The organism is Arthrobacter sp. KKT183, assembly GCF_055657625.1.
Genome location: NZ_CM145770.1, coordinates 3080044 through 3100656 on the forward strand (window position 1 = coordinate 3080044; position 20613 = coordinate 3100656).

Here is a 20613-nt window from a genome sequence, read left to right on the forward strand (position 1 = left end):
TGGTCCCCCCACTTTCGCGTACGATTCTATCCAAACTGTCGACTGCGTGTCGGACCTCGAATAACTTGAGAGTACTGCCAAGGGGGCTCAATGAAGCGCGCCGAGCGCCAACACCTGGGCGCAATCATTGAAGAAGTGAGTGCCTGGGTCCATACGGGCCAGGAAATCCGATGGCTTGCTGGTCATCTCCCACTGTCGGCGTCCGTTGGCTTCGCCTCGGGCGATCACGATCTCCTGGTCAAAGTGGACCAAGCGGCGGCATCGGGTGACCTCGACGAAGCCGTGCGATTGACACAACCAACTTGGTTCGAGGGAAGAAAGAAACTCCAGCCAGCATATGAGGCCGCTGCGCGACTCGGCCTATTCCGCGATTGGTACCACTCAATCGGAGGCCCCCAACGTCTTGAATCGCTCCATCAAGAAGTCGCAACTCGGATGGTCACCGAGCGGGACGAACTGTACAACGTCACCAGCGCAATGCACGCCGCAGGACGTAGTGCATCAAAGATGCTTCGTGCCGCCTCCCATCTGCCGATCACGCGAGAAGGCGCGTTAGGAGACGCCGAACGCGCTGATGGAGAAGCTCTTCTCCAGCTCCTTGACGAGCAGCATGATGAAGCGATGAAGCTTCTCGACAGGTCAACGTGCACCGAGACCCCTTGTTCCAAAGCACACGCCGCCGCGAATGTGCTTGCCCAGGCGCACGCCCGAGGGCAGCAGGTTGGAATGTTTGAACGCCTGACTATTGCGGCCAACCGCGTGACAGCCCAGCTGTCCTGGGAACGCTTCCGAATGACCAAGATTTTGGATGACCTAACAGTTTGGTACGCGGCGGCGACGCAAACCGAGTTCGATACTGAGCATTTGCCGCTTACCCGCGCGGACGTCCTATCCGATTCCGAGGCGGCTGCACTCCACTCTCTCAAGCAGGTTTCCTCCGCGGATCTCGAGTACGCCCGGGTCTCCGATACAACGCTGTTGTGTGAGGCCGGACAGTGTATTTCGTTTCACGAATCGACCGCGCGATTGGCGGCTGTCCACTCGCGGCTCGACGAGCGCGAAGGCGGCCAGCTATTACTCGCCGCTGCCGAAAGGCTCTCATCTATGCGGGTGAGCGAGCGCCAACAACTTCGAGTCGCTATAGAGAATGTAGGTCACTGGCAGGAAGCAGCAACCCGGGTACTAGAAGATGCGGAGCACTTGCCCCTCACCAGAACAGGAGCCGTTTCCGACGCCGAAAAAAATGCTGCAACGACCATTCGACAAATCTTCGATGAGTACAGTGCTCATGCAACAGAGCTGCTCCATCCGATCCGGTGCCAGTCAGACCGCTGCGGTGACGCTCATGAAGCAGCATCTTCGCTGCATGAGGCGTATCTAAGGCTCCTCGAGTCGGAAGCTGGGCAAACAGTCGTTGCGGCGCGCACGCGCCTTCAAGGGCAGCTCGTCACTGAGCGTGAAGAGTTAGCGATGTTCCACCAAGAGGTCTTGAAATGGCCGAAGCGGATAACACGCATCCGCGGCACGCGACTAGACGCCTTAGCCAACGTAAAGGCAGAGGTCGAACGGCTCACTCAGGACTCCACGTCCATCAAGATCAACCGCACGGCAATGAGGCTGCTTCCTTTGCGTAAAAGCAGCGAAGCATTGGTCGCCAGCCTCTGCATACTTCGTGATGCCTCGCTTACGTCCAAGGACAACGAGTTTCTGAGCGATGCTGCAGCCTTGGCCCAACGGGTCATCTCAACTGTCAGGTCGGATTTCGATACGAATTGGGAGTGCAGGCGGGACGCGGATTGTAAGAGTGGTCATGAGGTCATTTCGATTGCCTTCGACGCGGCAGAGTCAGTCGAATCACAACTTACTCGGCTCAGCGCAGACACCGACGATATGTCAACGGATTTAGATCAGCTACTCGACCCCTCCCTCGGCCTGATCACCTATTTGCCACCTTCATACAAACTCGACGAATTGCTGCCTGGCAGCCTCACCAGGCGAGCGCGCAGCAAGCTGCCGCTCATCATCAATGCAGAGGGCGTCGCAAAGGAGGCAGCAGCCAAAGCGCGTGCAGCCGCCGACGAAGTTCGTGCTGTGGATGTAGCCGAAGCGCTTCGAGCGATGGACCTAGATGTCCTGCGGAAAGCAGCCCCGCAGGCTAAAATTCGCACGTCATCCCTCCAAGCGTATGACCTGCATAATGTTTGGGATGTCCTGCAATTTCAGGATGCGTACTACTTGGATTCCTTGCCCGGTCTCGGTGAGGCCTCGGCACGTGCGATCACACAGGCAACTCTCCGTCTCTTTGATGCTGTGCGAGAAGAGACCCCCGTCCGCATCGATGTAAAACGAAAGAGCGAGGCGACCGCGGCGTTGTTGGAGTCGCTCCGTGGCTGGAGCAATGCACGGAAATTCAGTCCAACCGAAGACGAAGTCGCGGTGGCAGCCGGTCTTTCAAAACTTACAAAGAAGAAATTCAGTCTTGTGGCCGGGCGTGTCCTCGCTGTAGTTGAAGGCGAAGATTCCGAAGGGCGACCCTCTGTCTCGGAGGTCCTCACGGACGCGTTGGAACGTACCGCCCCTCCTCCGAGCACCGACGATATTTGGACCGATTTCCTGTCACGACCGGCTGACTACTTCGGCATGCTAACCGAACTCGGGTTCATGACCGAGGACGAAAAAAGTATGCACGGCGACCTCCCAGAAGAGATCGTGGAAGCCGTTCGCGCCAAGGAACTGAAGCGGGACTATCTGACCGCTTCTCTCCGTACCTATCAAAGCTTTGGTGCCCGGTTCGCTCTCGTGCAAGAGAAAGTGGTCATCGGTGACGAAATGGGATTGGGCAAAACTGTAGAAGCACTCGCTGTACTCGCCCACCTTCGTGCACGCGGTCAGTCTCATTTCCTCGTCGTATGCCCTGCGGCAGTCGTCAGCAACTGGATTCGCGAGACGGCCAAGCATACAAAGTTGAAAACTTCGCGCCTGCACGGGTCGCTGTGGGAGCGAACCTATGCGGCGAAGACTTGGATTAGAAATGGAGGTGTCGCCATCACCACATACGATCTTTTGCCCTGGGCAAAGGCGCACCTCAGCGAGGTGGATCTGGGGTGCGCCATATTCGACGAGGCCCACTACATCAAGAATCCCAGGGCAAAACGTTCGCTTGCCGCGGCAGAGATCATCGATTCGATCGATTACGCGATCTTGATGACTGGCACGCCTTTGGAAAATAGCGTCTCCGAGTTCCGCAATCTGATCGGTTACATCCGTCCCGACCTCTCGGAAGATGCACCAGAATACTTTGCGACAGCTTTTCGAAAGCACGTGGCACCTGCTTACCTCCGCCGCAACCAGGAGGATGTGCTCACCGAGCTTCCCGAGATAGTTGAGGTTGATGAGTGGATGGGAATGTCGGCAGCTGACGAACAGGTTTACCGCCAGGCCGTAGCGGAGGGCCAATTCATGCTGATGCGACGCGCTGCTATGTTGTCGGAACAATCAATGAAGATCGACCGGCTCCTACAGATCGTCGAGGAGGCTGAAGCCAATGGACGGCGCGTGATTGTTTTTTCATATTTTCGCGAGGTGTTAAGCGAAGTTGCCCGGCTCCTACCCGGGCAGGTATTCGGCCCGCTTACCGGCTCTGTCCCGGCGGCGGATCGGCAGGAACTTGTCGATCGCTTCTCCCAAGCTGGGCATGGCGCGGTTCTCGTTGCACAAATCACTGCAGGCGGCGTCGGTCTCAATATCCAGTCGGCGTCCGTCGTGGTGATCTGCGAACCGCAGATCAAGCCCACAATGGAATCGCAAGCAATCGCAAGGGCTCACCGCATGGGTCAAACCAACACCGTGCAGGTACACCGGCTACTTACTGAAGACAGTGTTGATCAGCGCATCCGCGATATTCTTGAGGTCAAAATGCAACTCTTCGATGAGTTCGCCCGCGACAGTGTCATCGCAAAACAAGCTCCTGACGCTGTCGACGTGTCGGAAGTCGAAATTGCGCGGATGGTCGTTGCTGCCGAGCGGGAACGACTTGCGATGGCATCGCGCTAGTAGATAGCAGGGTACGCGTGGCGCGAATCCGAACTCAATCCCATTCGGCGCCCATCTGCAGAAGGGCAAAGATGCGCACAACCAAGGATTTACGGGGCTTCCCGGCGCATCATGCTGCGAGAGCCGCCCAGTGAATGCATCGACAGCGGACGCGCAGAGCCCCCTCTGGTGGCAGGATGCCGTCATCTATCAGGTCTACCCGCGCTCCTTCGCGGACGGCGACGGCGACGGTGTGGGTGACCTCTCGGGCCTACTGACCCGCCTGCCGTACATCGCATCGCTCGGCGTGGACGGGATCTGGATGACACCGTTCCAGCCGTCCCCGCAGGTGGACCAGGGGTACGACGTCAGCGACTACCGCGGCGTCGACCCGATGTTCGGCACCATGGAACAGTTCGACCAGCTGCTCGAAGCCGCCCACGCGCTCGGCCTCCGGATCTTCCTCGACGTGGTGCCCAACCACTGCTCGTCTGAGCATCCCCTCTTCCAGGCCGCCGTCGCCGCCGAACCCGGCTCCCCGGAGCGGGCGATGTTCCACTTCGCAAACGGTCCCGGCATGGACACACCACCGAACAACTGGCAAAGCGTCTTCGGCGGCAACGCCTGGAACCGCGTGAACCCCGGCTCCGACACCGACCAGGAGTGGTACCTGCACCTCTTCTCCCCACAGCAACCGGACTGGAACTGGCGCAACCCGGCGGTGGGCGAGTACTTCGAAGGCGTACTCCGGTTCTGGTTCGACAAGGGCGTGGACGGGCTCCGCATCGACGTCGCACACGCCCTCTTCAAGGCTGACGGACTCCCGAACGCAGCCAACGCCAACTCCGTGGTCGACGGCCTGCGCTCCAACCCCCAGGTCTCCGACCAGGAGGAAGTACACGACGTCTACCGGCGGTGGCGCCGCGTCGCGGACTCCTACTCCCCCGGACGGGTGCTCGTCGGCGAAGTGAACCTCGAACCCCACCGCGCCGCCCGGTACACGCGGCACGACGAGATGCACCAGGCGTTCGCCTTCGCCTTCGTGAAGCTCGGCTGGGACGCCGAAGCATGGGCAGCGGTCGGCACCGAACTGGAAGCCGCCCGCAGAGAACACGGAGCGCCACCGACCTGGGCACTCGAAAACCACGACATCGTCCGCTCCGCCACACGCTTCGGCGGCGGCGACCGCGGCTTCCTCCGCGCACGAGCCGGCCTGCTGGCCATCCTCGGCCTCCCCGGCGGCGCGTTCATCTACCAGGGCCAGGAACTCAACCTGCCCGAGGTCGACGTACCCCTCGATTCCCGGGTGGACCCGATGTGGGCCCGCGGCGGAGTGTCCCGCGACGGCGCCCGCGTCCCGATGCCCTGGACGGTCGATTCGGGCGGCACCTTCGGCTTCTCCTCCGCCGGGGCGTCGGCCCCCTGGCTGCCGACGCCGGAAGGGTGGGGCTCGCGGTCCGTGGAGGCGCACTTGAACGACAGCGGATCCACCCTGCACCTCGTCACTACTGCCCTCGAATTGCGGAAGCAGCTCCGCGAGGAAGAAATCCTCTCGGCCGACGACGGCGGCACTTGGCGCGTCGAGGACGGCCTGTTACTAATTTGCGAGCGCGGAGAACAGTTCCTGCTTGCCGTCGCGATGGGGGAAGAGGCGTGTCGCCTTCCGAACGGGAACGTGGTGCTGGCCTCGTCACCGCTCACCCCCGAGGGGCTCCTCCCACCCGACGCCGCGGCCTGGCTCCTCAGAAACTAGTACCTCACATCCAGGATCGCTGCCCACCCGAGGAGCAGTTCCCACGGCATACTGATCAGCGTCTGAAAGACTGTTCCGCGTGACTTCCCCTAGCCCCGCTTCCGCCGATCCAGCCGACTACGACGACGGCGCTGCCTCCCAGCGCTGGCTCTTCGCCTACTTCACTCCCGAGACCGAGGATGACGGCGAGCAGGTCCGCTTCGCGGTGAACGCCGGATCAGATGCCAGGAGATGGACTGCCCTGAACGACGGCGCCCCTGTCCTGACCAGCGACGTCGGCGAGCGCGGAGCCCGCGACCCGTTCATCTTCCGCGACCACACCCGCGACAAGTTCGTGGTCATCGCCACCGACCTGCGAGTGGCAACCGACGGCGACTGGGACCGCGCCGAGCACCACGGCAGCAGGTCAATCTGATTGGGTCCCGGTTAGCAGTCCAGTGGCTATGCGATAGCTAGTTGATTTTTCTGCGTCCAGATGTCCCAGTACTGTTTCGGCGTCATGCCGTCGAGGGACCCGTGGGGCCGTTCATGATTGTAGATGTTCTTCCATTCCTCGGCCAAGTACTTCGCTTCGGCCATGGTGTCGATGATTTCCCCAGTGAGTTGTTCCCTTCTGAATTGGGCGTTGAATGACTCGGCGAACCCGTTCTGCTAAGGCGATCCCGGGTCAATGAACGCAGTATCTACCCCGGCAGTGGCGCACCAGTTGACCAGCGCTGCGGCGGTGAATTCCGGTCCGTTATCGGAGCGCACATAGGTTGGGGTGACGCCGGTTTCGGCGATGATGTCCTCCAGCACCGCGACTACATCGGTGGCGGTGAAGGACCTGCGCGGAACGATGGCCAGGGCGGTCCGGGTGTACTCGTCAATGACGTTGAAGAACCGGACATGCCTCCCGCAGGAGGTCACATCGGATTGGAAGTCGAAGCTGATCACATGCATCGGGTATTCGGCCTTCAGCCGCTTCTGCTCCCCGGCGCCGGGCCCGGTGCGGCGACGCTTACGCGCCTTCGGCTTGCACGTCAGTCCCTCGGCCCGCCAGAGCCGGCGCACCCGCTTAGCGTTGAGCACCACGCCAGCCCACTCCGGCTGGGCCAGCAGATGCCAACGAGCCTTCCGCCACCCCCACGCCGGATGCTTCCCGGCCACCGCCCGCAACGCCGCACGCAGCCGAGCTTCCTCGAAGCTGACCACCGGCCGTGCCTTACGCAAAGCGGAACGATTCTGCCCCAGCACCTTGCACGCGAATCTCTCGGACGCCCCGAATTTCTCCCCCGCCATGCGCACTGCACGCCGGCGAGGTTCGGGGCTCAGAATTTTCCCTTAGCCACCTCATTCAGTATGTCGATGGCCAGTTCTTTCTCCGCCAGCAACCGCTTCAGCCTGGCGTTTTCCTTCTCCAAGTCCTTGACCGCTTTGGTTTGGGCTGCGTTCTGCTCGGAGCCGTACTGCTGCAGCCACCGGTACCAGGTTGCCTCGGTGACCTGCAGCTCCTTGATGACCTCGATCATCGGCTTGCCGTCATTGAGCATTTTCTGCCCCTGCCGGACCTTCGCGACGACCTGATCCGGGGTATGCCTACGTGCCATAATCTGTGAACTTCCTCCTGCACCCATTATCGGATGCGAAACTCACACAGTCACCGGACTCCTACCCAGGGACCCAACCAAATCCTTGTCTGGGAGTCCGATGACCTCATCACGTGGTCCGGCCCGCGGCTCATCCCCATCGCCCGCGAGGACGCCGGTAACGCCTGGGCACCGAAAGCCTTCTGGTCCGAGGAGCGCAACGCCTGGCTGGTGTTCTTCGCATCCTCGCTCCCGGGCACCGGGAAGGAAGGAAGTGATTACCAGCGCATGTTCGTCACCGAGACAATCGACTTCACCAGCTTCAGCGCACCCGTGCTGTACCTGGACCTGGGCAAGTCAGTCATCGACGTGACCTTCCTGCAGGTGGGCGACTGGTGCTATCGCTTCTCCGCAACCTCCCGGCCGGCCGGCAACCCCGAGGAGGACGCCTTCGTCTTCATCGAACGCGGCCGCAGCCTGCTCGACCCGGACTTCGAACCCTGGGTAGTGGCCGCCGGCAAAGGCGACATCCGGCAGGGAGAGGGTCCCGCCGTCGTCCTGCCTTCCAATGGCTCAGCTCCGCTACTACTGATCGACGAATTCGGCCTCAGCGGCTATCACCTGTTCGAAGCCGCTGACCCGGAGCTGCGCCATTGGAAGCACCTGCACGACGCCGTCCTGCCGCCGCTTGCGCGCCACGGATCGCTTCTTGCGATCACCCCAGACGAACACGCGCGGCTCTCGGGGCGACCGCGCGCCTAACGGCGCTCAACCAGCCTCCGGGCCCTGACCATCATCACTGCCGACGGCACCACTTTCCCGGTGAGATAGGTGGACAACCTCGAAGGCGACGTGCCGAGTTGCTGAGCGAACTCCGCCCGAGTCAGACCGCTGCGCGTCAAGTACGCGGCAAGGTCCTGCGTGACCTCCTGGCGCTCGGCATCCTCGGCGTCCCGCACTGAATGCCGGAGGATGCGCGAAAACAGCGCAGACATGGCTGGACTCTCCGTTGCGGCCAATACTTCTTTAAGTTCTGCTGCCGCTTTCCCGCGAGGGCTCGCCATGACGGCTTCAGCGATACGGTGCCAGTCCCGGATGTCGCCACGTTCGACCGCTGCGAGCAGACCCTCGAACCCCCACTGATCGACGGGTGCCTCGGGATCGATATTCAGATTGCGAAACTTCAGCATCACGCCTCCTCTCCAAGGACCATCTGTTCTGCGACTATCTGGCAGGTTTCCACCGTGGCGCCCCAGTCCTGCCACCGGCTCACCAGACCCTTGTAGGAGCCAAGCTGCTTAGTGGTCCGGGAATCTTTGGGTGAGGGCGCGGATAGCTGGCGAACCACCTGCGACCTCACTGCCGCACCGTCCCGGTTCTGATCGGCGTAGTACTCATCCATGCCGTTGAGAACCCCGGCTGCATGCTCAACCCCCACCGTTTCGGCCAGTGCCGCCACGTCCAGATAGTCCCTTGTCTGGTTTCTGCGGGTGATGAGGAACGCTTTGATCCGTAGGGTTTCATCCCGGGTAGGGACCCTCACCGAGGCGCCGGACGCGAGCTGCACCTCTGTCACTTCAAGTGGGCGGATCCGGATCAGCTGCCGAAGACCGGTTTCGATGCCCCCAAGCTCCCCCAGGATGATCTTTCCGTAGGTGACCCGGTTAGTCGCCCAGCCCTCGTCGGTCTCCAGCGCGTCGAGGACGACGTCGAAATTCTCGCGCAGCCCGGCGAGGACATGATCGTGGTCGTAGGAAGCACGGTGTCCGGCGTATACGGCGGCGGCGCTGCCGCCAACAAGCACCGCATCGGGGACAAGCTGCTGGAGCTTGGCTGCTGACTCGAGGACCTTCTGAAGATCGGGATGCAGGTCGCCACGCACAGGAGACAAACCTAAGGACGGCTCTCTGTGGTCCTGCTCGCGGGACTGGCCAGCATCGTTTGGATTGCCACCCGAGTGGTTTGCATGGTCATTAGCCATGCAAACATCTTATCAAATATGACAATTAGTCAGGAGATGACGGTCGGTGCTATGTGCATCTGGAAAAGTTGTGCACGCCTCATTCCCCTCGAAGAAGTGGTACGCTTTCATGTACCACTCGCAAGGAGCACCAATGTCCGCAATCACCGCAACAGACGCTCGTCGCAACCTGTTTGGACTCATCCAGCAGGTGAATGAGGACCACGCTCCGGTCGAAGTCGTGTCTAAGCACGGTAACGCCGTCATCATGTCCAAAGACGATTACGACGCGATCACTGAAACCGCTTACCTGTTGCGGCATACGAAAGGTGCTGAGCGGCTGCTCGCCTCCCTGGAACGTGCCCGACGCGGGGAGTTCGAGACTCACGAACTCCACGACGCGTGAGCCGACAGCTCGCATTCGACCGGGACGGGCGGGAAGACTACACCTACTGGCAAGGCCAGGACAGAAAGACGCTGAAGCGAATCAATCTGCTGATTCAGGATGTCTTGCGCGACCCGTTCACCGGCACTGGCAAACCCGAGCCACTCAAGCACATCCTGTCGGGAGCCTGGTCCAGACGAATCGATGAGGCACATCGCCTGGTCTACCTCGTGACTGATACGTATATCGTCGTGTTGCAGGCCCGCGACCACTACTGATCCACAACCGCTGCACGCTGGCCCCCGGTCACCACGCGAGAGGAACCCGCCTTGGCATTCACCGTCCGCGGACGCACCGTCCTGATTACCGGCGCCGGAATGGGCATGGGAAAGCTCTATGCCGAACGCGCCGTGCGCGAAGGGGCAGCCGCCGTCGTGCTGTGGGATATTGACGAAACCGCCCTCCAGAACGTCGCGGCCGGCCTTGCCTCAAGTACGACGGCGGTTCATACGCATGCGGTCGACGTCGCCTCGGTGGAGTCGATCACCACAGCCGCGGAGTCCGTCCTGAACGACTTCGGCGCCCCGGATGTCCTCATCAACAACGCCGGAATTGTCCGTGGCAAATACTTCTGGGACCACGACCACCACGCGGACATTGACCTCACGCTCCAGATCAACACCGGCGGCCCAATGCACGTCACCCGTGCGTTCCTGCCGGCAATGATGGAACGCGGAACACCCGCGCGAATCCTCAACGTAGCCTCCGCTTCCGGCACACTCTCGGTTCCCCGCATGAGCGTGTACGCGGCGTCGAAATGGGCGGTCATCGGCTGGAGCGACTCCCTTCGCCTCGAGCTGAAATCCACTCACCACCCCATCGCCGTCACCACACTCATCCCCAGCTACATCAAAACCGGCATGTTCGAAGGAGCCCGCGGACCGCTGCTGACCCCGCTCATGGAACCGGACTACGTGGTGGACCAAGCCTGGCGCGCAACGCTGGCCGGAAAGGCCCGCGTCCAGCTGCCGTGGACGGTCCAGCTCGCCGGCACCCTCCGTAACGTCCTGCCGCAACCAGCCTGGGACTTCGTCGCCGACCGTGTGTTCAAGGTCTACAGCTCAATGGACCACTTCACCGGCCGGCCCACGCCCGCAACCACAAAGGACAACAGCCGATGAGCGCCGCCGCAATCCTGCAAGACCACAAACGCTACTTCCACACGGGCGCCACACGCCTCGCTGAGTGGCGCAAGGAACAGCTGCAGGCCCTCCTGCGCCTGCTCACCGAGAGCGAAGACGCGCTCACTGACGCCCTCGAAAAGGACCTGGGAAAGAGCCGCACCGAGGCCTTCATCTCCGAGGTGGCGGTGGTCCGGGCGGAGACCGACTACGCACTGAAGCACCTTGACCGCTGGATGGCGCCCGCGAAGGTCAGCGTGCCGCTCGGCCTGCAACCGGCGAAGGCCTGGACCCAACCCCGGCCGCTGGGCACCCTGCTCATCATCGGCCCGTGGAACTACCCGCTGCAGCTGGTCCTAGCTCCGCTGGTCGGTGCGCTCGCGGCCGGCAACACAGCGGTCCTCAAACCCAGCGAACTGGCACTGGCCACCTCCAGCGTGCTCGCCGAACTCGTTCCCCAGTACCTCGACCGATCCGCCGTGACCGTCGTGGAAGGCGGCGTGGACGTGAGTACCGACCTCCTCGCCCAGCCCTTCGATCACATCTTCTACACCGGCGGCGAGCGCGTCGGCAAGATCGTCATGAAAGCGGCCGCCGAGCACCTCACCCCGGTGACGCTGGAGCTGGGAGGGAAGTCTCCCGCCGTCGTCGTCTGTGGTGATCTCAAGGCCGCCGCCCGCCGCATTGCCTACGGCAAGTTCATGAACGCCGCCCAGACGTGCGTGGCACCGGACTACATATTGACGACGCCGGCTGCCGCCCCCGCGCTGGCGCTGGCACTTTCGGAGGCAGTCCGGGAGTTCTACGGCAGCGATCCGCAGACCTCCGGTGACTATGGGCGAATCATTAACGACCACCACTTTGACCGGTTGGTGACGCTCCTGGACGACGGGACCGTGGTCGCCGGCGGAAAGCACAACCGGTCCGAGCGGTACATAGAACCGACCATCCTGCGCGACGTCGACCCCGCCTCCCCGCTCATGCAGGAGGAAATTTTCGGTCCGCTGCTGCCCATCCTCGAAGTGGAGGACCTCGACGACGCAATCCGCTTCATCGGCGAGCGCCCCCACCCGCTCGCCGCCTACCTGTTCAGCGACCGGGACGAGCACCTCGACGCTTTCACTGAGCAGGTGCAGGCCGGCGGCATCGCGCACAACGTCTGCACCATCCAACTTGCGGTGCCCGGGCTGCCCTTCGGCGGTGTGGGCGCGAGCGGGACCGGCAGCTACCACGGCCGCCAGTCCTTCGACACGTTCAGCCACCTGCAGCCGGTCTTTTCCAAGCCGACGGCGGTGGATACCCTCAGGCTCGCCTACCCGCCGTTCGGTGCGCTCAAACGGAAGCTGCTGCGCAGGCTGCTCTGAGGAAACCGTCCCGGCTTGCTGAGACGGCTCCACCGCTTCACGTGATCTGAAGCTCGCGCTTCACGAACGCGGTCAGCAGTTCCCGTGCCCGGTTCACTGATATGGATGTCCGGCGCGAATAGCACTGGACGACGAGACCATCCACCATGGCTGCCGTCGTTGCTGCGAAAACCGCGGGGTCCTCGCAGGAGAAAGCGCCTTCGGCGACCCCGCGCTCGGCAATTCCCTGCAGTGCAGTCCGCCACGCGTCATAGTGCTCGTTCATCCAGCTGCCGTAGCTGTCATCGCGGGCAGCCGCAGCCCAGAAGTCCAGCCAGATGAGCCAGTGGCGCCGTGTCTCCTCATCGGATCCGAACAGCCCGTCAAGGAAGAACAGCAGTTCCCTGCCCGGATCCTCCGAGCCTTGTGCGGCCTCCCGCAGCGGGAGGTAAAAGCTTGCCGTCTCGGCCTTGACCACCTCCATCAACACCTCGTCAAGGCCCTTGAAGTGATAGGTGATGGTGCCGGGAGAAACGCCGCATGCCTGGGAGATATCCCGGATTCCCACGTTGAACAGGCCCTTGTCAGCGATCACGTCACGGGCGGCATCGATCACCAGCTGCCGCCTCACCTCGGTGGGGTGGCGCTGACGTTCACCGACTGTCTTGGCCCGTGGCCGGCCGGCAGGTTCCTGCGTGCTCAGTGCCATCACTCGTGCTCGCTTCCTTGCCACGCGGACGTCCGAAGTTACGCGGACGTCCGCGCGATCTGCTTGTCGAAAGTTCTCTCGAAAAACACTTCGTCACCCTTATAGGTGGTGACCGAATGGCGCAGCACATAGTGTTCCGCAGTTGCGGTCACCGTAGCGCTGGTCTCAATCCGAACGGACCAATCCTCGCGCTTCATGCTGATCTTCCATCGTGATTCGGCAGAGGCTGACAGTGGATCGGCTTCCTCGATCCGGTAGATCTCCACTGCTTCCTCCCCGTAGTGCAGCCCGTCGGGGTAGATCCGGTTGCCGCCGAAGTTCGGATCCACGGTCAGTGTCCAGGAGCCCGTCGCGGGCTCATAACGGACTTCACGTTCCGGACGCGGTTCAAGAACCGGTCCGGGCTTGATGTCCAGAGGTGCTGACTGTTCGGCCTCCTCGAAGGAGACTCCACCTGCAGCGATGACCGCCGGATCCAGTACGTCCAGGCTCAGTTCGGAGCCTGAAGCATCGATAGTCAGGGCGCCCTGCTCCCCATGCGGCCAGATCCACGGCCAGTAGGTGTTCGAGAGCGCCAGCCGCAGCTTGTGCCCTGCCGGCAGTTGCCACGAGATTGCCCGCAGTTCAATCTCGGCCTCTACGAACTCGCCCGGAACGACGTCCTCCGCGTGGTCCATTCCGTTGCGTTTGCACAGGTTGATTGCTCCCCGGGTGATCAGGGTGCTGGAACCATCCGGTGCCACATCGCACAATCTCGCGAACAGATTGCTCCGCCGCGCGGTACTGCTCACGCGCAGGCGCAACCTGGGGAAACCAAAAATGTTCAGGTTTTCCGTCAGCTCGTGGGTTTCGAACACGACGGAACGCCCGTCCTCGGACCGCTGATCCGGAGGCAGGTCCGAAAGGTTCCCGTAGGGAAACCACCGCGCGGCGTCAATGCCGGTGTGCTGCGGAGTAGCCACAACGGCCAGCTGCGCGGCATTGGTCGCAGTGCTGCGCAGGTCACCGGCCAGGTTGAATGTTGCCGTGTCCACGCTTTTTGACGGCCAGGACTCAAGCCCCACCCAGGTACCGGTACGCACCGGGTAGTGGGTGGCCGGACGTACGGAATCCTGGTGGAGTGCTCGCAGCGCGGGCTCGGCCATGATGCCGGTATCGATCCCCTTGAGCCAGTAGTCCCACCAGCGCAGGGTCTCCTGGAGGAAGCCGATGTTGGGGCCGGGGGTCCGTGCGATGTCGGGGTATTGGTGGGACCACGGGCCGATCAGGCCCTGCACCGGCCCGTCCGAGCCCGCAACCAGGCGCAGCACAGCGCTCCGGTAGGGATCTGCCCAGCCTCCGACAGCCATGACAGCAGCCGTGACCCTGGAATAGTCCTCGCAAACAGATCCGCGACGCCAGTACTCGTCACGCTCTTGATGGCCCATCCAGGTTTCCGCGAACGGCTGAAGACCCTCCAGCCGTTCCTTCCACATGCTTTCCCACTGGTCGTCCACCCGCCAGGGTGCCGGTGGCCGGCACTGGAAGGCCAGCATGGTTCCGGCCCAGGAGAGCATGTCGATCCCCAGCATGGCGCCGCCGAAGTAGTGAACATCATCGGCATAGCGGTCATCAGTGGAGCAGACGGTGACAACGGCTTTGAGTGCCTCGGGTTGTTCGGCGGCGATCTGCAGACTGTTGAAGCCGCCCCACGAGATACCGAACATTCCCACCTTGCCCGTGCACCAGGGCTGCGCCGCCAGCCACTCGATAACCTCCACGCCGTCGGCTTGTTCCTGCGGGTGGTACTCATCAAGCATGATGCCCTCGGAGTCACCGCACCCGCGGATGTCCACACGGACGGAAGCGTACCCATGACCGGCGTACCAGGGGTGGCGCTGGGCATCGCGCGGCGCTGTCCAGTCGCCGCGGCGATACGGCAGGTACTCCAATAGAGCGGGAACCGGATTACTGATGGCGTCCTCCGGCAACCAGACAGTGGCCGCCAGCCGGGTGCCGTCGCTGAGCGGGATCAGGACGTCCTCCATAACAGCGACGCTATGGGGGAAAACTGTTCGGATCTGCAAGGGAACCTTTCCTGGAACGCCTACAAGGAGCACAGTTGATAGCTGAAACAATCTAATTATCGTACTGTACAAATAAGTGCTGGAACTCGGCTACTGTGGGCTCATGACCGATGCCCTGGCCCCCGTTCGCCGCGCCCGGACCGCTATTGACGACGTCGCGGACGCCTTCTTCCTGAGGCTGCTGGAGTTCAAGCCGGAGCTGGCTACTTCCCTCGGAATCCCCGGCTACGGGAGCGGGTTCTTCGACTACTCCCCCGCCGGCCAACAGGACTACGCCCAAGCCATCCAGGAAACACTTGCCAAGCTGGATGGTTCCAACCCAGTTGACGACGTCGATATGGTCACCCTGGACACGATGCGTGAGCGGTTGTGGCTGGAACTGGAATTCCTCGCCACAGGCATCACCGAGCTGAACAACATCGAGTGCCCTTCCCAGCTGATCCGGAACGTCTTTGACCTGATGCCCACGGAATCGGCTGACGATTGGGAGAACATTGCCGGAAGACTCGCGAACGTCAGCAGCGCGTTGGAAGGCTACATCGCCTCGCTGCGTGCAAGCCGCAATGAAGGGCACGTCGCAGCTGCCCGGCAGGTCCGTGCTGTCGTCTGGCAAGCGCGTGAGCACGCCAAGGACAACGGTTACTTCGTGTCCCTGGCAGCCGGGGCGCAGGTCAACGGCAACGAACTCGACACCGGGACCCGCAGCCGGCTCGAACGGGGCGCATCAGGCGCCGCAGCAGCCTATGCGGGCTTCGCGAACTTCCTCGAAACCGAACTGCTACCGGCAGCGCCCGGAAAGGACGCCGTCGGGCGCGCCTACTACGAGCTGTGCTCACGGCGCTTCCTGGGCACCGCCGTCGACCTCGACGAAACCTACGCGTGGGCAGTGGCTGAGCTGGACCGGCTGATTGCCGAACAGGTGGAGGTGGCCGGCCGGATCAAGCCCGGCGCCAGCATTGAAGAGGCCAAAGCGATCCTGAACGCGGATCCCTCCCGCCAGCTCAAGGGCTCCGCTGCCCTCAGGGACTGGATGCAAGCCACAGCGGACCAGGCTTTGTCAGACCTCGCCGGAGTGCACTTCGATATTCCGGCACCCATGAACTGTCTTGAGTGCATGATCGCGCCCACTCAGGAGGGCGTGATCTATTACTCGGTGCCCTCGGACGACTTCAGCCGCCCGGGGCGCATGTGGTGGTCCATCCCGCCCGGTGAAGACGAGTTCACCACCTGGGCTGAAACCAGCACCGTGTACCACGAGGGGGTGCCGGGGCATCATCTGCAGTACGGAACGGCGACCTACCAGAAGGAATTGCTGAACAACTGGCGCCGCCACGCCTGCTGGGTCTCCGGCCACGGTGAAGGCTGGGCGCTCTATGCCGAACGGCTGATGCTGGAGCTGGGCTACCTCACTGATCCTGGTGACCAGATGGGGATGCTGGACATGCAGCGGATGCGCGCGGCACGGGTGGTCTTCGATATTGGGGTGCACCTCGAGCTGGAAGTCCCCGAGCAGTGGGGCAGCGGAACCTGGACGCCGGAGAAAGGATACGAGTTCCTCACCCGGCACCTCGATATTTCCGAGGGTGCCCTCGAGTTCGAGTTCACCCGCTACCTCGGGTGGCCGGGCCAGGCTTCCTCGTACAAAGTCGGTCAGCGGCTGTGGGAGGAGATCCGCGCCACCCGCGAGCGGACCGACGGCGAGGCCTTCAACCTGAAAGCGTTCCACACCGAAGCACTGAACCTGGGATCGGTGGGGCTGGATACCCTGCGCCGGGCCTTACTTCCTGGGTTCTAGCGGTGATCTACCAGCGGAAGATCCAGCCATAATGGTGCTGTATCTGCCCATCAAGGGGGCGGATGCCTCAACCATCCCACTTGCGCCAGTCGCACTCTGAATAACCGGATGTGCTTGCCACTACGTAAGGAACTCCCATGATCCGCAGCAAAGTAGAACATCGTCCCGCCAGCCGACCAGGCAAACTCGCAGCGGCTCTGCTGGTGGTTGTCGGCTGCTTCCAGACACTCTTGGCTGCGGGCGCGCCGTGGGGCAGAGCAGCATACGGAGGTGCCCATTCGGGCCTCCTGCCGCAAAATCTCCGCATCAGCAGCGCCGTCGCTGCTGCGATCTATACGGGACTGGCAGGCGTCGCGGGAACACGCCTGGCACCTACATCGATCCGCTCCCGGTTCATGTACGGCACGAGTGCCCTAATGGCGGTGGGAACCATACTGAACGCGGCCTCGCCTTCACGGGTAGAGCGCGCCATCTGGACGCCGGTGACCATCCTGCTGGCGATCAACCTCTGGCGCGCAGCCAAATTGGATGCCACGGCCATGCGCGCAACCGACAGCGGCCAGCGTGCCTCTCAAGTGTGAACCGCTAAGCGGCAACCGTAATCAGCGGTCGGACTTGGGCAGCACAATCCACAGAATGATGTAGACCAGCTCGCCGATGCCCACCAGCCCAAAGATAATGAATCCGAGCCGGACCAACCACTTGGGCAGACCGAAACCGGATGCGAGAGCCGCGCAGACTCCTGCGATGAGTTTGCCGTTACGGGGACGTGTCAGTGTGCCAGCCATGCGGGCGACTCTACGCCGCTCATGGTCCGGAGGAAACCCTGGGGCGTTGCCCGGTGTAGCGGACCGGATTCCCCAACTACTAGCTCCCATCCCGCGTGTCGCCGTTCAACACGCGGATGAAACGCAGCTTTCCCGGCAAGAGTTGGGGAATCCGGCCCGGCACCCAACGGTCCAAGCGCCCTAGAACTGGATCCCGCGGCTCAGTCCACCGTCCACAAGCACGTTGGCGCCCGTGGTCCGGCTCGACTTCGGGCTGGCGATGAACACCACCGTGTCCGCGATCTCCTGCGGCGTGCCCATCCGGTGGGTGGGGTTCAGGCCCATCGCCATGCTGAACAGTTCGGGGTTGCCCTGCTCGATCTGCTCCCAGACACCGCCGGGATGATAGGTGTTCCCGGGTGAGACTGTGTTGGCGCGGATGCCCTGTTCGGCAAGCTGGAAGGCAAGGCCGGCCATGTACGCGATGATCGCCGACTTCACTGTGCCATAAGGTCCTGAGGCGAAATCCACCTCCCTGCCGGAGACGCTCGAGATGGCGGTAATTGACGGCGACTTGCTCTGCTCAAGGTGCGGCAGCGCTGCCTTGACCAGCCGGACGGTGCCCATGAGATCGACGTTGAGGGAGGCTTCCCAGTTTTCCTCGGTATCGGGGATCGCCAGTGCGCTGACATTGCTGACCACCATGTCGATGCCTCCGAACCTGGTCGCCGTATCGCTCACCCAGCGCGCCACTGCGCCGCCATCACGGACGTCGACGGCGGTGCCCACCACAGTGTCCAAGCCAGACCCAGCGCCTAAGCCGCCCCCAAGATCCCTGCCCACCGCGTCCCGGGTGGCTTCGACGTCGGCAGCGGTCCTGGCGCAGAACGCGACATTGGCCCCCTCCGCCGCGAACGTCTCCACAATCGCGCGGCCGATTCCCTTCGTTCCTCCGGTCACAAGGGCGGTCAGCCCGTTGAGCTGCAGATCCATCTGTAGTCCTTCCTCGGTGCCTAGATTCCGGCGCTACGGTTCCGCAGGTCGGTGTGGACGCCGTCGTAGGCGCTGGCTGTCGGGAACAGCGACTTGGCAGCCTTCACAACCACGCTGTAGTTGGCGTCCACGGCGTTGGCGATCGGTGCCTGCGCCGTCTGGGTGAGGAGCTGATAGGCGTCCATGGCGTGCAGCCCGAAGAGTTCGACGAACCAGCGCACCATCTCGAGCTGGCCGATCCGCCAGGAATCCTCCATCGGACGGGACGAGCCGACTGCCATCCAGTGGCTATCCGTCTCGATGCGCGGCCAGGCCGGGGCCCCGCCCTTGATCAGCTCCACGATGATCGTGGAGTCCATGGCGCCCTCGACGGCGGTGCCGCACGCCTCGCCCTCACCCTGCCGGTAGTGGCCGTCGCCGATCGAGAAGAGCGCGCCCTCGACGTTTACTCCGAGGTAGATGGTTGAGCCCGCCTTGACCTCCGGCGAATCCATGTTCCCGCCGAACCGCTCGGGGACCAGGGAGGAACGCACTTCTCCTCCGGGCGGGGCAACGCCAACCGTGCCGAGCATCGGCTCCAACGGCAATTGAACCTGGAAATCGCCGAACCGGGATTCGAACCCGACCGTATTGCGCTGGGAGTCGACGTGGTAGATCCAGGTGGTGTCGGGCAATGGATCCTGCAGGAGGGCGGTGCGGTCGGTGCTGGTCAGGCCTCCGAAGAACGGGATGGTGGCGGAAGCACCCCAGGTCCTGGCCGGCGTCAGGTCGACGATGTGGAGGACGAGTGTGTCTCCCGGTTCAGCGCCCTGAACATAGAAGGGCCCGGTCTGCGGATTGACGAAGCGCAGGTCCACCTTCTCGCTGGACAGATCCTCGACAGAGGTGAGTGCGTGGTTGAAGGCGTCCTCCGACCAGAGCTTGAGGACCGTTCCCGGCTTCACCGTCATGACAGGGGGAGCACCGCCGAAGGTATAGACGAGCTGGTCACGCGACGGCCTATACTCGACGATCTCCATGACTGGATGCTATGTCGGGGCCCTCGGACCTACAAGGGTTTGGCGGAACTGGGCGGAAGCGGTGGAAATCATCCCTTTGACGGTCGAATGCGAACTCGATGTGTTGAGACCATGGAACGCATCCAGTGCACAGGTGGAACATGCAACAGGGGGAATTCGTGAGGGGCACTCGAACACAAGGTATTGGCGCAGCGGCGGCAGCAACGCTATTGCTTGTGCTGACCGGCTGCGGCAGCGAACCCGCAACAGCGCCGGCACCGCCAACCCAGGGCAACGTCCTGGACGCCGCCGAGGTGCTCACCGACCAGCAGGAGCAGGAGCTCAACGCGCTGATCGAGGATCGAAACCGCAGCACCGACGCCGCGCGGGTCGCCGTCCTGACCGTCGAGAACGCCAGCGGGCCCATCGGGGACTATGCGCGCACTGTCGCCACCGAGTGGGAAGTAGGAGACGACGGCGCCAACAACGGAGTGCTCATTGTCGCCGACACCGCAGAACGGGAACTCCGCGTCGAAACAGCCGACGGCGTACGGGAACAGTTCTCCGACGACGAGGCGGAAGACGTGGTCGAGGATGTCCTCGAACCTGCCTTCGCCGACGAGGAGTACGCGCAGGGCCTCACCGAGGCCGTCGAGCAGATCTACCTGTACGCAGACGGGCAGGAGCCGCCCAGCGATCCCTTCGCCTGGGTTCTGCCAGCCTCAATCGTCGGCGCTATGGTGGCCTTTTTCGGCATTGTGGTGGCTGTCATCGTGCGGGACAGTCGCCGTCGTCGTCGTCTTGCTGACGAGGAAATCCGCGCGGCGGAGGAGAGCGATCCGGACCTGCGCCTCACCGACGAGCAGCGCGAGGCGTACCGCAAGTACCGGTACAACTACCGCAAGGACGACGCCGTCACGAACCCCGCCATGTGGCTTCCCCTTTACATCGCCAGCCCTGCGCTCTACTCGGGCGGCAGCAGCGGGACGACCTCAGGATCGTCCTTCAACGGCGGCGGCGGCTTCACCGGCGGCGGAGCCTCCGGAAGCTACTAGCCGAGTCA

General features: G+C 62.7%; 18 protein-coding genes and 1 pseudogene. 11 read left to right on the top strand and 8 right to left on the bottom strand.

All coding sequences use genetic code 11. The annotated features are described in order from the left end of the window. Nucleotides 1-90: 90 nt before the first annotated feature. From ACZ2GY_RS14560 to ACZ2GY_RS14570, 3 genes are all read left to right on the top strand, one after another. Nucleotides 91-4053, top strand: coding sequence for a DEAD/DEAH box helicase (locus tag ACZ2GY_RS14560; RefSeq protein WP_471672240.1), 3963 nt, complete (start codon nucleotides 91-93; stop codon nucleotides 4051-4053). A gap of 130 nt (nucleotides 4054-4183) precedes the next feature. Then, on the top strand, nucleotides 4184-5785 hold the full coding sequence (locus tag ACZ2GY_RS14565) for an alpha-amylase family glycosyl hydrolase (RefSeq protein ID WP_471672241.1): 1602 nt from the start codon (nucleotides 4184-4186) through the stop codon (nucleotides 5783-5785). A 79-nt stretch (nucleotides 5786-5864) separates the two neighbouring features. After that, nucleotides 5865-6200: a hypothetical protein gene (locus tag ACZ2GY_RS14570; RefSeq protein ID WP_471672242.1), complete on the top strand. Its 336-nt coding sequence runs from the start codon at nucleotides 5865-5867 to the stop codon at nucleotides 6198-6200. Nucleotides 6201-6226: 26 nt separating this feature from the next. On the opposite strand, the pseudogene ACZ2GY_RS14575 reads toward ACZ2GY_RS14570, so the two are convergent. Beyond that, nucleotides 6227-7374 (bottom strand): annotated as a pseudogene (locus ACZ2GY_RS14575) (IS3 family transposase). Nucleotides 7375-7407: 33 nt separating this feature from the next. Between ACZ2GY_RS14575 and ACZ2GY_RS14580 the strand changes: the two are divergent. Continuing rightward, entirely contained in the window at nucleotides 7408-8115 is a 708-nt protein-coding gene (locus tag ACZ2GY_RS14580) for a glycoside hydrolase family 43 protein (protein ID WP_471672243.1), read from the top strand. On the opposite strand, the gene ACZ2GY_RS14585 is transcribed toward ACZ2GY_RS14580, so the two are convergent. Beyond that, nucleotides 8112-8543 (bottom strand): helix-turn-helix domain-containing protein, encoded by a 432-nt coding sequence (locus ACZ2GY_RS14585; RefSeq protein ID WP_471672244.1) that lies wholly within the window; start codon nucleotides 8541-8543, stop codon nucleotides 8112-8114. The two genes, ACZ2GY_RS14580 and ACZ2GY_RS14585, sit on opposite strands and share 4 nt — an antisense overlap. After that, complete coding sequence (locus tag ACZ2GY_RS14590; RefSeq protein ID WP_471672245.1) at nucleotides 8543-9334, bottom strand: hypothetical protein; 792 nt, start codon at nucleotides 9332-9334, stop codon at nucleotides 8543-8545. The genes ACZ2GY_RS14585 and ACZ2GY_RS14590 overlap by 1 nt, the downstream gene beginning before the upstream one ends. A 133-nt stretch (nucleotides 9335-9467) precedes the next feature. On the opposite strand from ACZ2GY_RS14590, the gene ACZ2GY_RS14595 reads away from it, so the two are divergent. From ACZ2GY_RS14595 to ACZ2GY_RS14610, 4 genes are read left to right on the top strand one after another with little or no spacing between them, the layout of a single operon-like run. Then, complete coding sequence (locus tag ACZ2GY_RS14595) at nucleotides 9468-9719, top strand: type II toxin-antitoxin system Phd/YefM family antitoxin (protein WP_277359499.1); 252 nt, start codon at nucleotides 9468-9470, stop codon at nucleotides 9717-9719. Then, on the top strand, nucleotides 9716-9976 hold the full coding sequence (locus tag ACZ2GY_RS14600; RefSeq protein WP_471672246.1) for a Txe/YoeB family addiction module toxin: 261 nt from the start codon (nucleotides 9716-9718) through the stop codon (nucleotides 9974-9976). The genes ACZ2GY_RS14595 and ACZ2GY_RS14600 overlap by 4 nt, the downstream gene beginning before the upstream one ends. 51 nt (nucleotides 9977-10027) lie before the next feature. After that, nucleotides 10028-10879 (top strand): SDR family NAD(P)-dependent oxidoreductase, encoded by an 852-nt coding sequence (locus ACZ2GY_RS14605; RefSeq protein ID WP_471672247.1) that lies wholly within the window; start codon nucleotides 10028-10030, stop codon nucleotides 10877-10879. After that, entirely contained in the window at nucleotides 10876-12243 is a 1368-nt protein-coding gene (locus tag ACZ2GY_RS14610) for an aldehyde dehydrogenase family protein (RefSeq protein WP_471672248.1), read from the top strand. Before ACZ2GY_RS14605 ends, ACZ2GY_RS14610 begins: the two co-directional genes overlap by 4 nt. A gap of 37 nt (nucleotides 12244-12280) precedes the next feature. On the opposite strand, the gene ACZ2GY_RS14615 is transcribed toward ACZ2GY_RS14610, so the two are convergent. Both ACZ2GY_RS14615 and ACZ2GY_RS14620 read right to left on the bottom strand, forming a co-directional pair. After that, nucleotides 12281-12931, bottom strand: coding sequence for a TetR/AcrR family transcriptional regulator (locus ACZ2GY_RS14615; RefSeq protein WP_471672249.1), 651 nt, complete (start codon nucleotides 12929-12931; stop codon nucleotides 12281-12283). 38 nt (nucleotides 12932-12969) lie between these two features. Next, nucleotides 12970-14997, bottom strand: a complete 2028-nt coding sequence (locus tag ACZ2GY_RS14620) for a CocE/NonD family hydrolase (protein WP_471672250.1) — start codon at nucleotides 14995-14997, stop codon at nucleotides 12970-12972. A gap of 103 nt (nucleotides 14998-15100) precedes the next feature. On the opposite strand from ACZ2GY_RS14620, the gene ACZ2GY_RS14625 reads away from it, so the two are divergent. Both ACZ2GY_RS14625 and ACZ2GY_RS14630 read left to right on the top strand, forming a co-directional pair. Further along, nucleotides 15101-16792 (top strand): DUF885 domain-containing protein, encoded by a 1692-nt coding sequence (locus ACZ2GY_RS14625; RefSeq protein WP_471672251.1) that lies wholly within the window; start codon nucleotides 15101-15103, stop codon nucleotides 16790-16792. Between the two features lie 137 nt (nucleotides 16793-16929). Next, nucleotides 16930-17373 (top strand): hypothetical protein, encoded by a 444-nt coding sequence (locus ACZ2GY_RS14630; protein WP_471672252.1) that lies wholly within the window; start codon nucleotides 16930-16932, stop codon nucleotides 17371-17373. 21 nt (nucleotides 17374-17394) lie between these two features. Here the strand turns inward: ACZ2GY_RS14630 and ACZ2GY_RS14635 are convergent, their stop codons facing one another. The 3 genes from ACZ2GY_RS14635 to ACZ2GY_RS14645 all read right to left on the bottom strand — a co-directional run bounded on the left by ACZ2GY_RS14635 (nucleotide 17395) and on the right by ACZ2GY_RS14645 (nucleotide 19571). Beyond that, complete coding sequence (locus ACZ2GY_RS14635; protein WP_277359491.1) at nucleotides 17395-17580, bottom strand: PspC domain-containing protein; 186 nt, start codon at nucleotides 17578-17580, stop codon at nucleotides 17395-17397. Nucleotides 17581-17760: 180 nt separating this feature from the next. Then, nucleotides 17761-18552: an SDR family NAD(P)-dependent oxidoreductase gene (locus ACZ2GY_RS14640; protein ID WP_471672253.1), complete on the bottom strand. Its 792-nt coding sequence runs from the start codon at nucleotides 18550-18552 to the stop codon at nucleotides 17761-17763. 20 nt (nucleotides 18553-18572) lie between these two features. Beyond that, nucleotides 18573-19571 carry an acetamidase/formamidase family protein gene (locus ACZ2GY_RS14645; RefSeq protein ID WP_277359489.1) on the bottom strand — a complete coding sequence of 333 codons (999 nt, stop codon included), beginning with the start codon at nucleotides 19569-19571 and terminating at the stop codon, nucleotides 18573-18575. 158 nt (nucleotides 19572-19729) lie between these two features. On the opposite strand from ACZ2GY_RS14645, the gene ACZ2GY_RS14650 reads away from it, so the two are divergent. Next, nucleotides 19730-20605 carry a TPM domain-containing protein gene (locus tag ACZ2GY_RS14650; RefSeq protein ID WP_471672254.1) on the top strand — a complete coding sequence of 292 codons (876 nt, stop codon included), beginning with the start codon at nucleotides 19730-19732 and terminating at the stop codon, nucleotides 20603-20605. The last annotated feature ends 8 nt before the right edge of the window (nucleotides 20606-20613 follow it).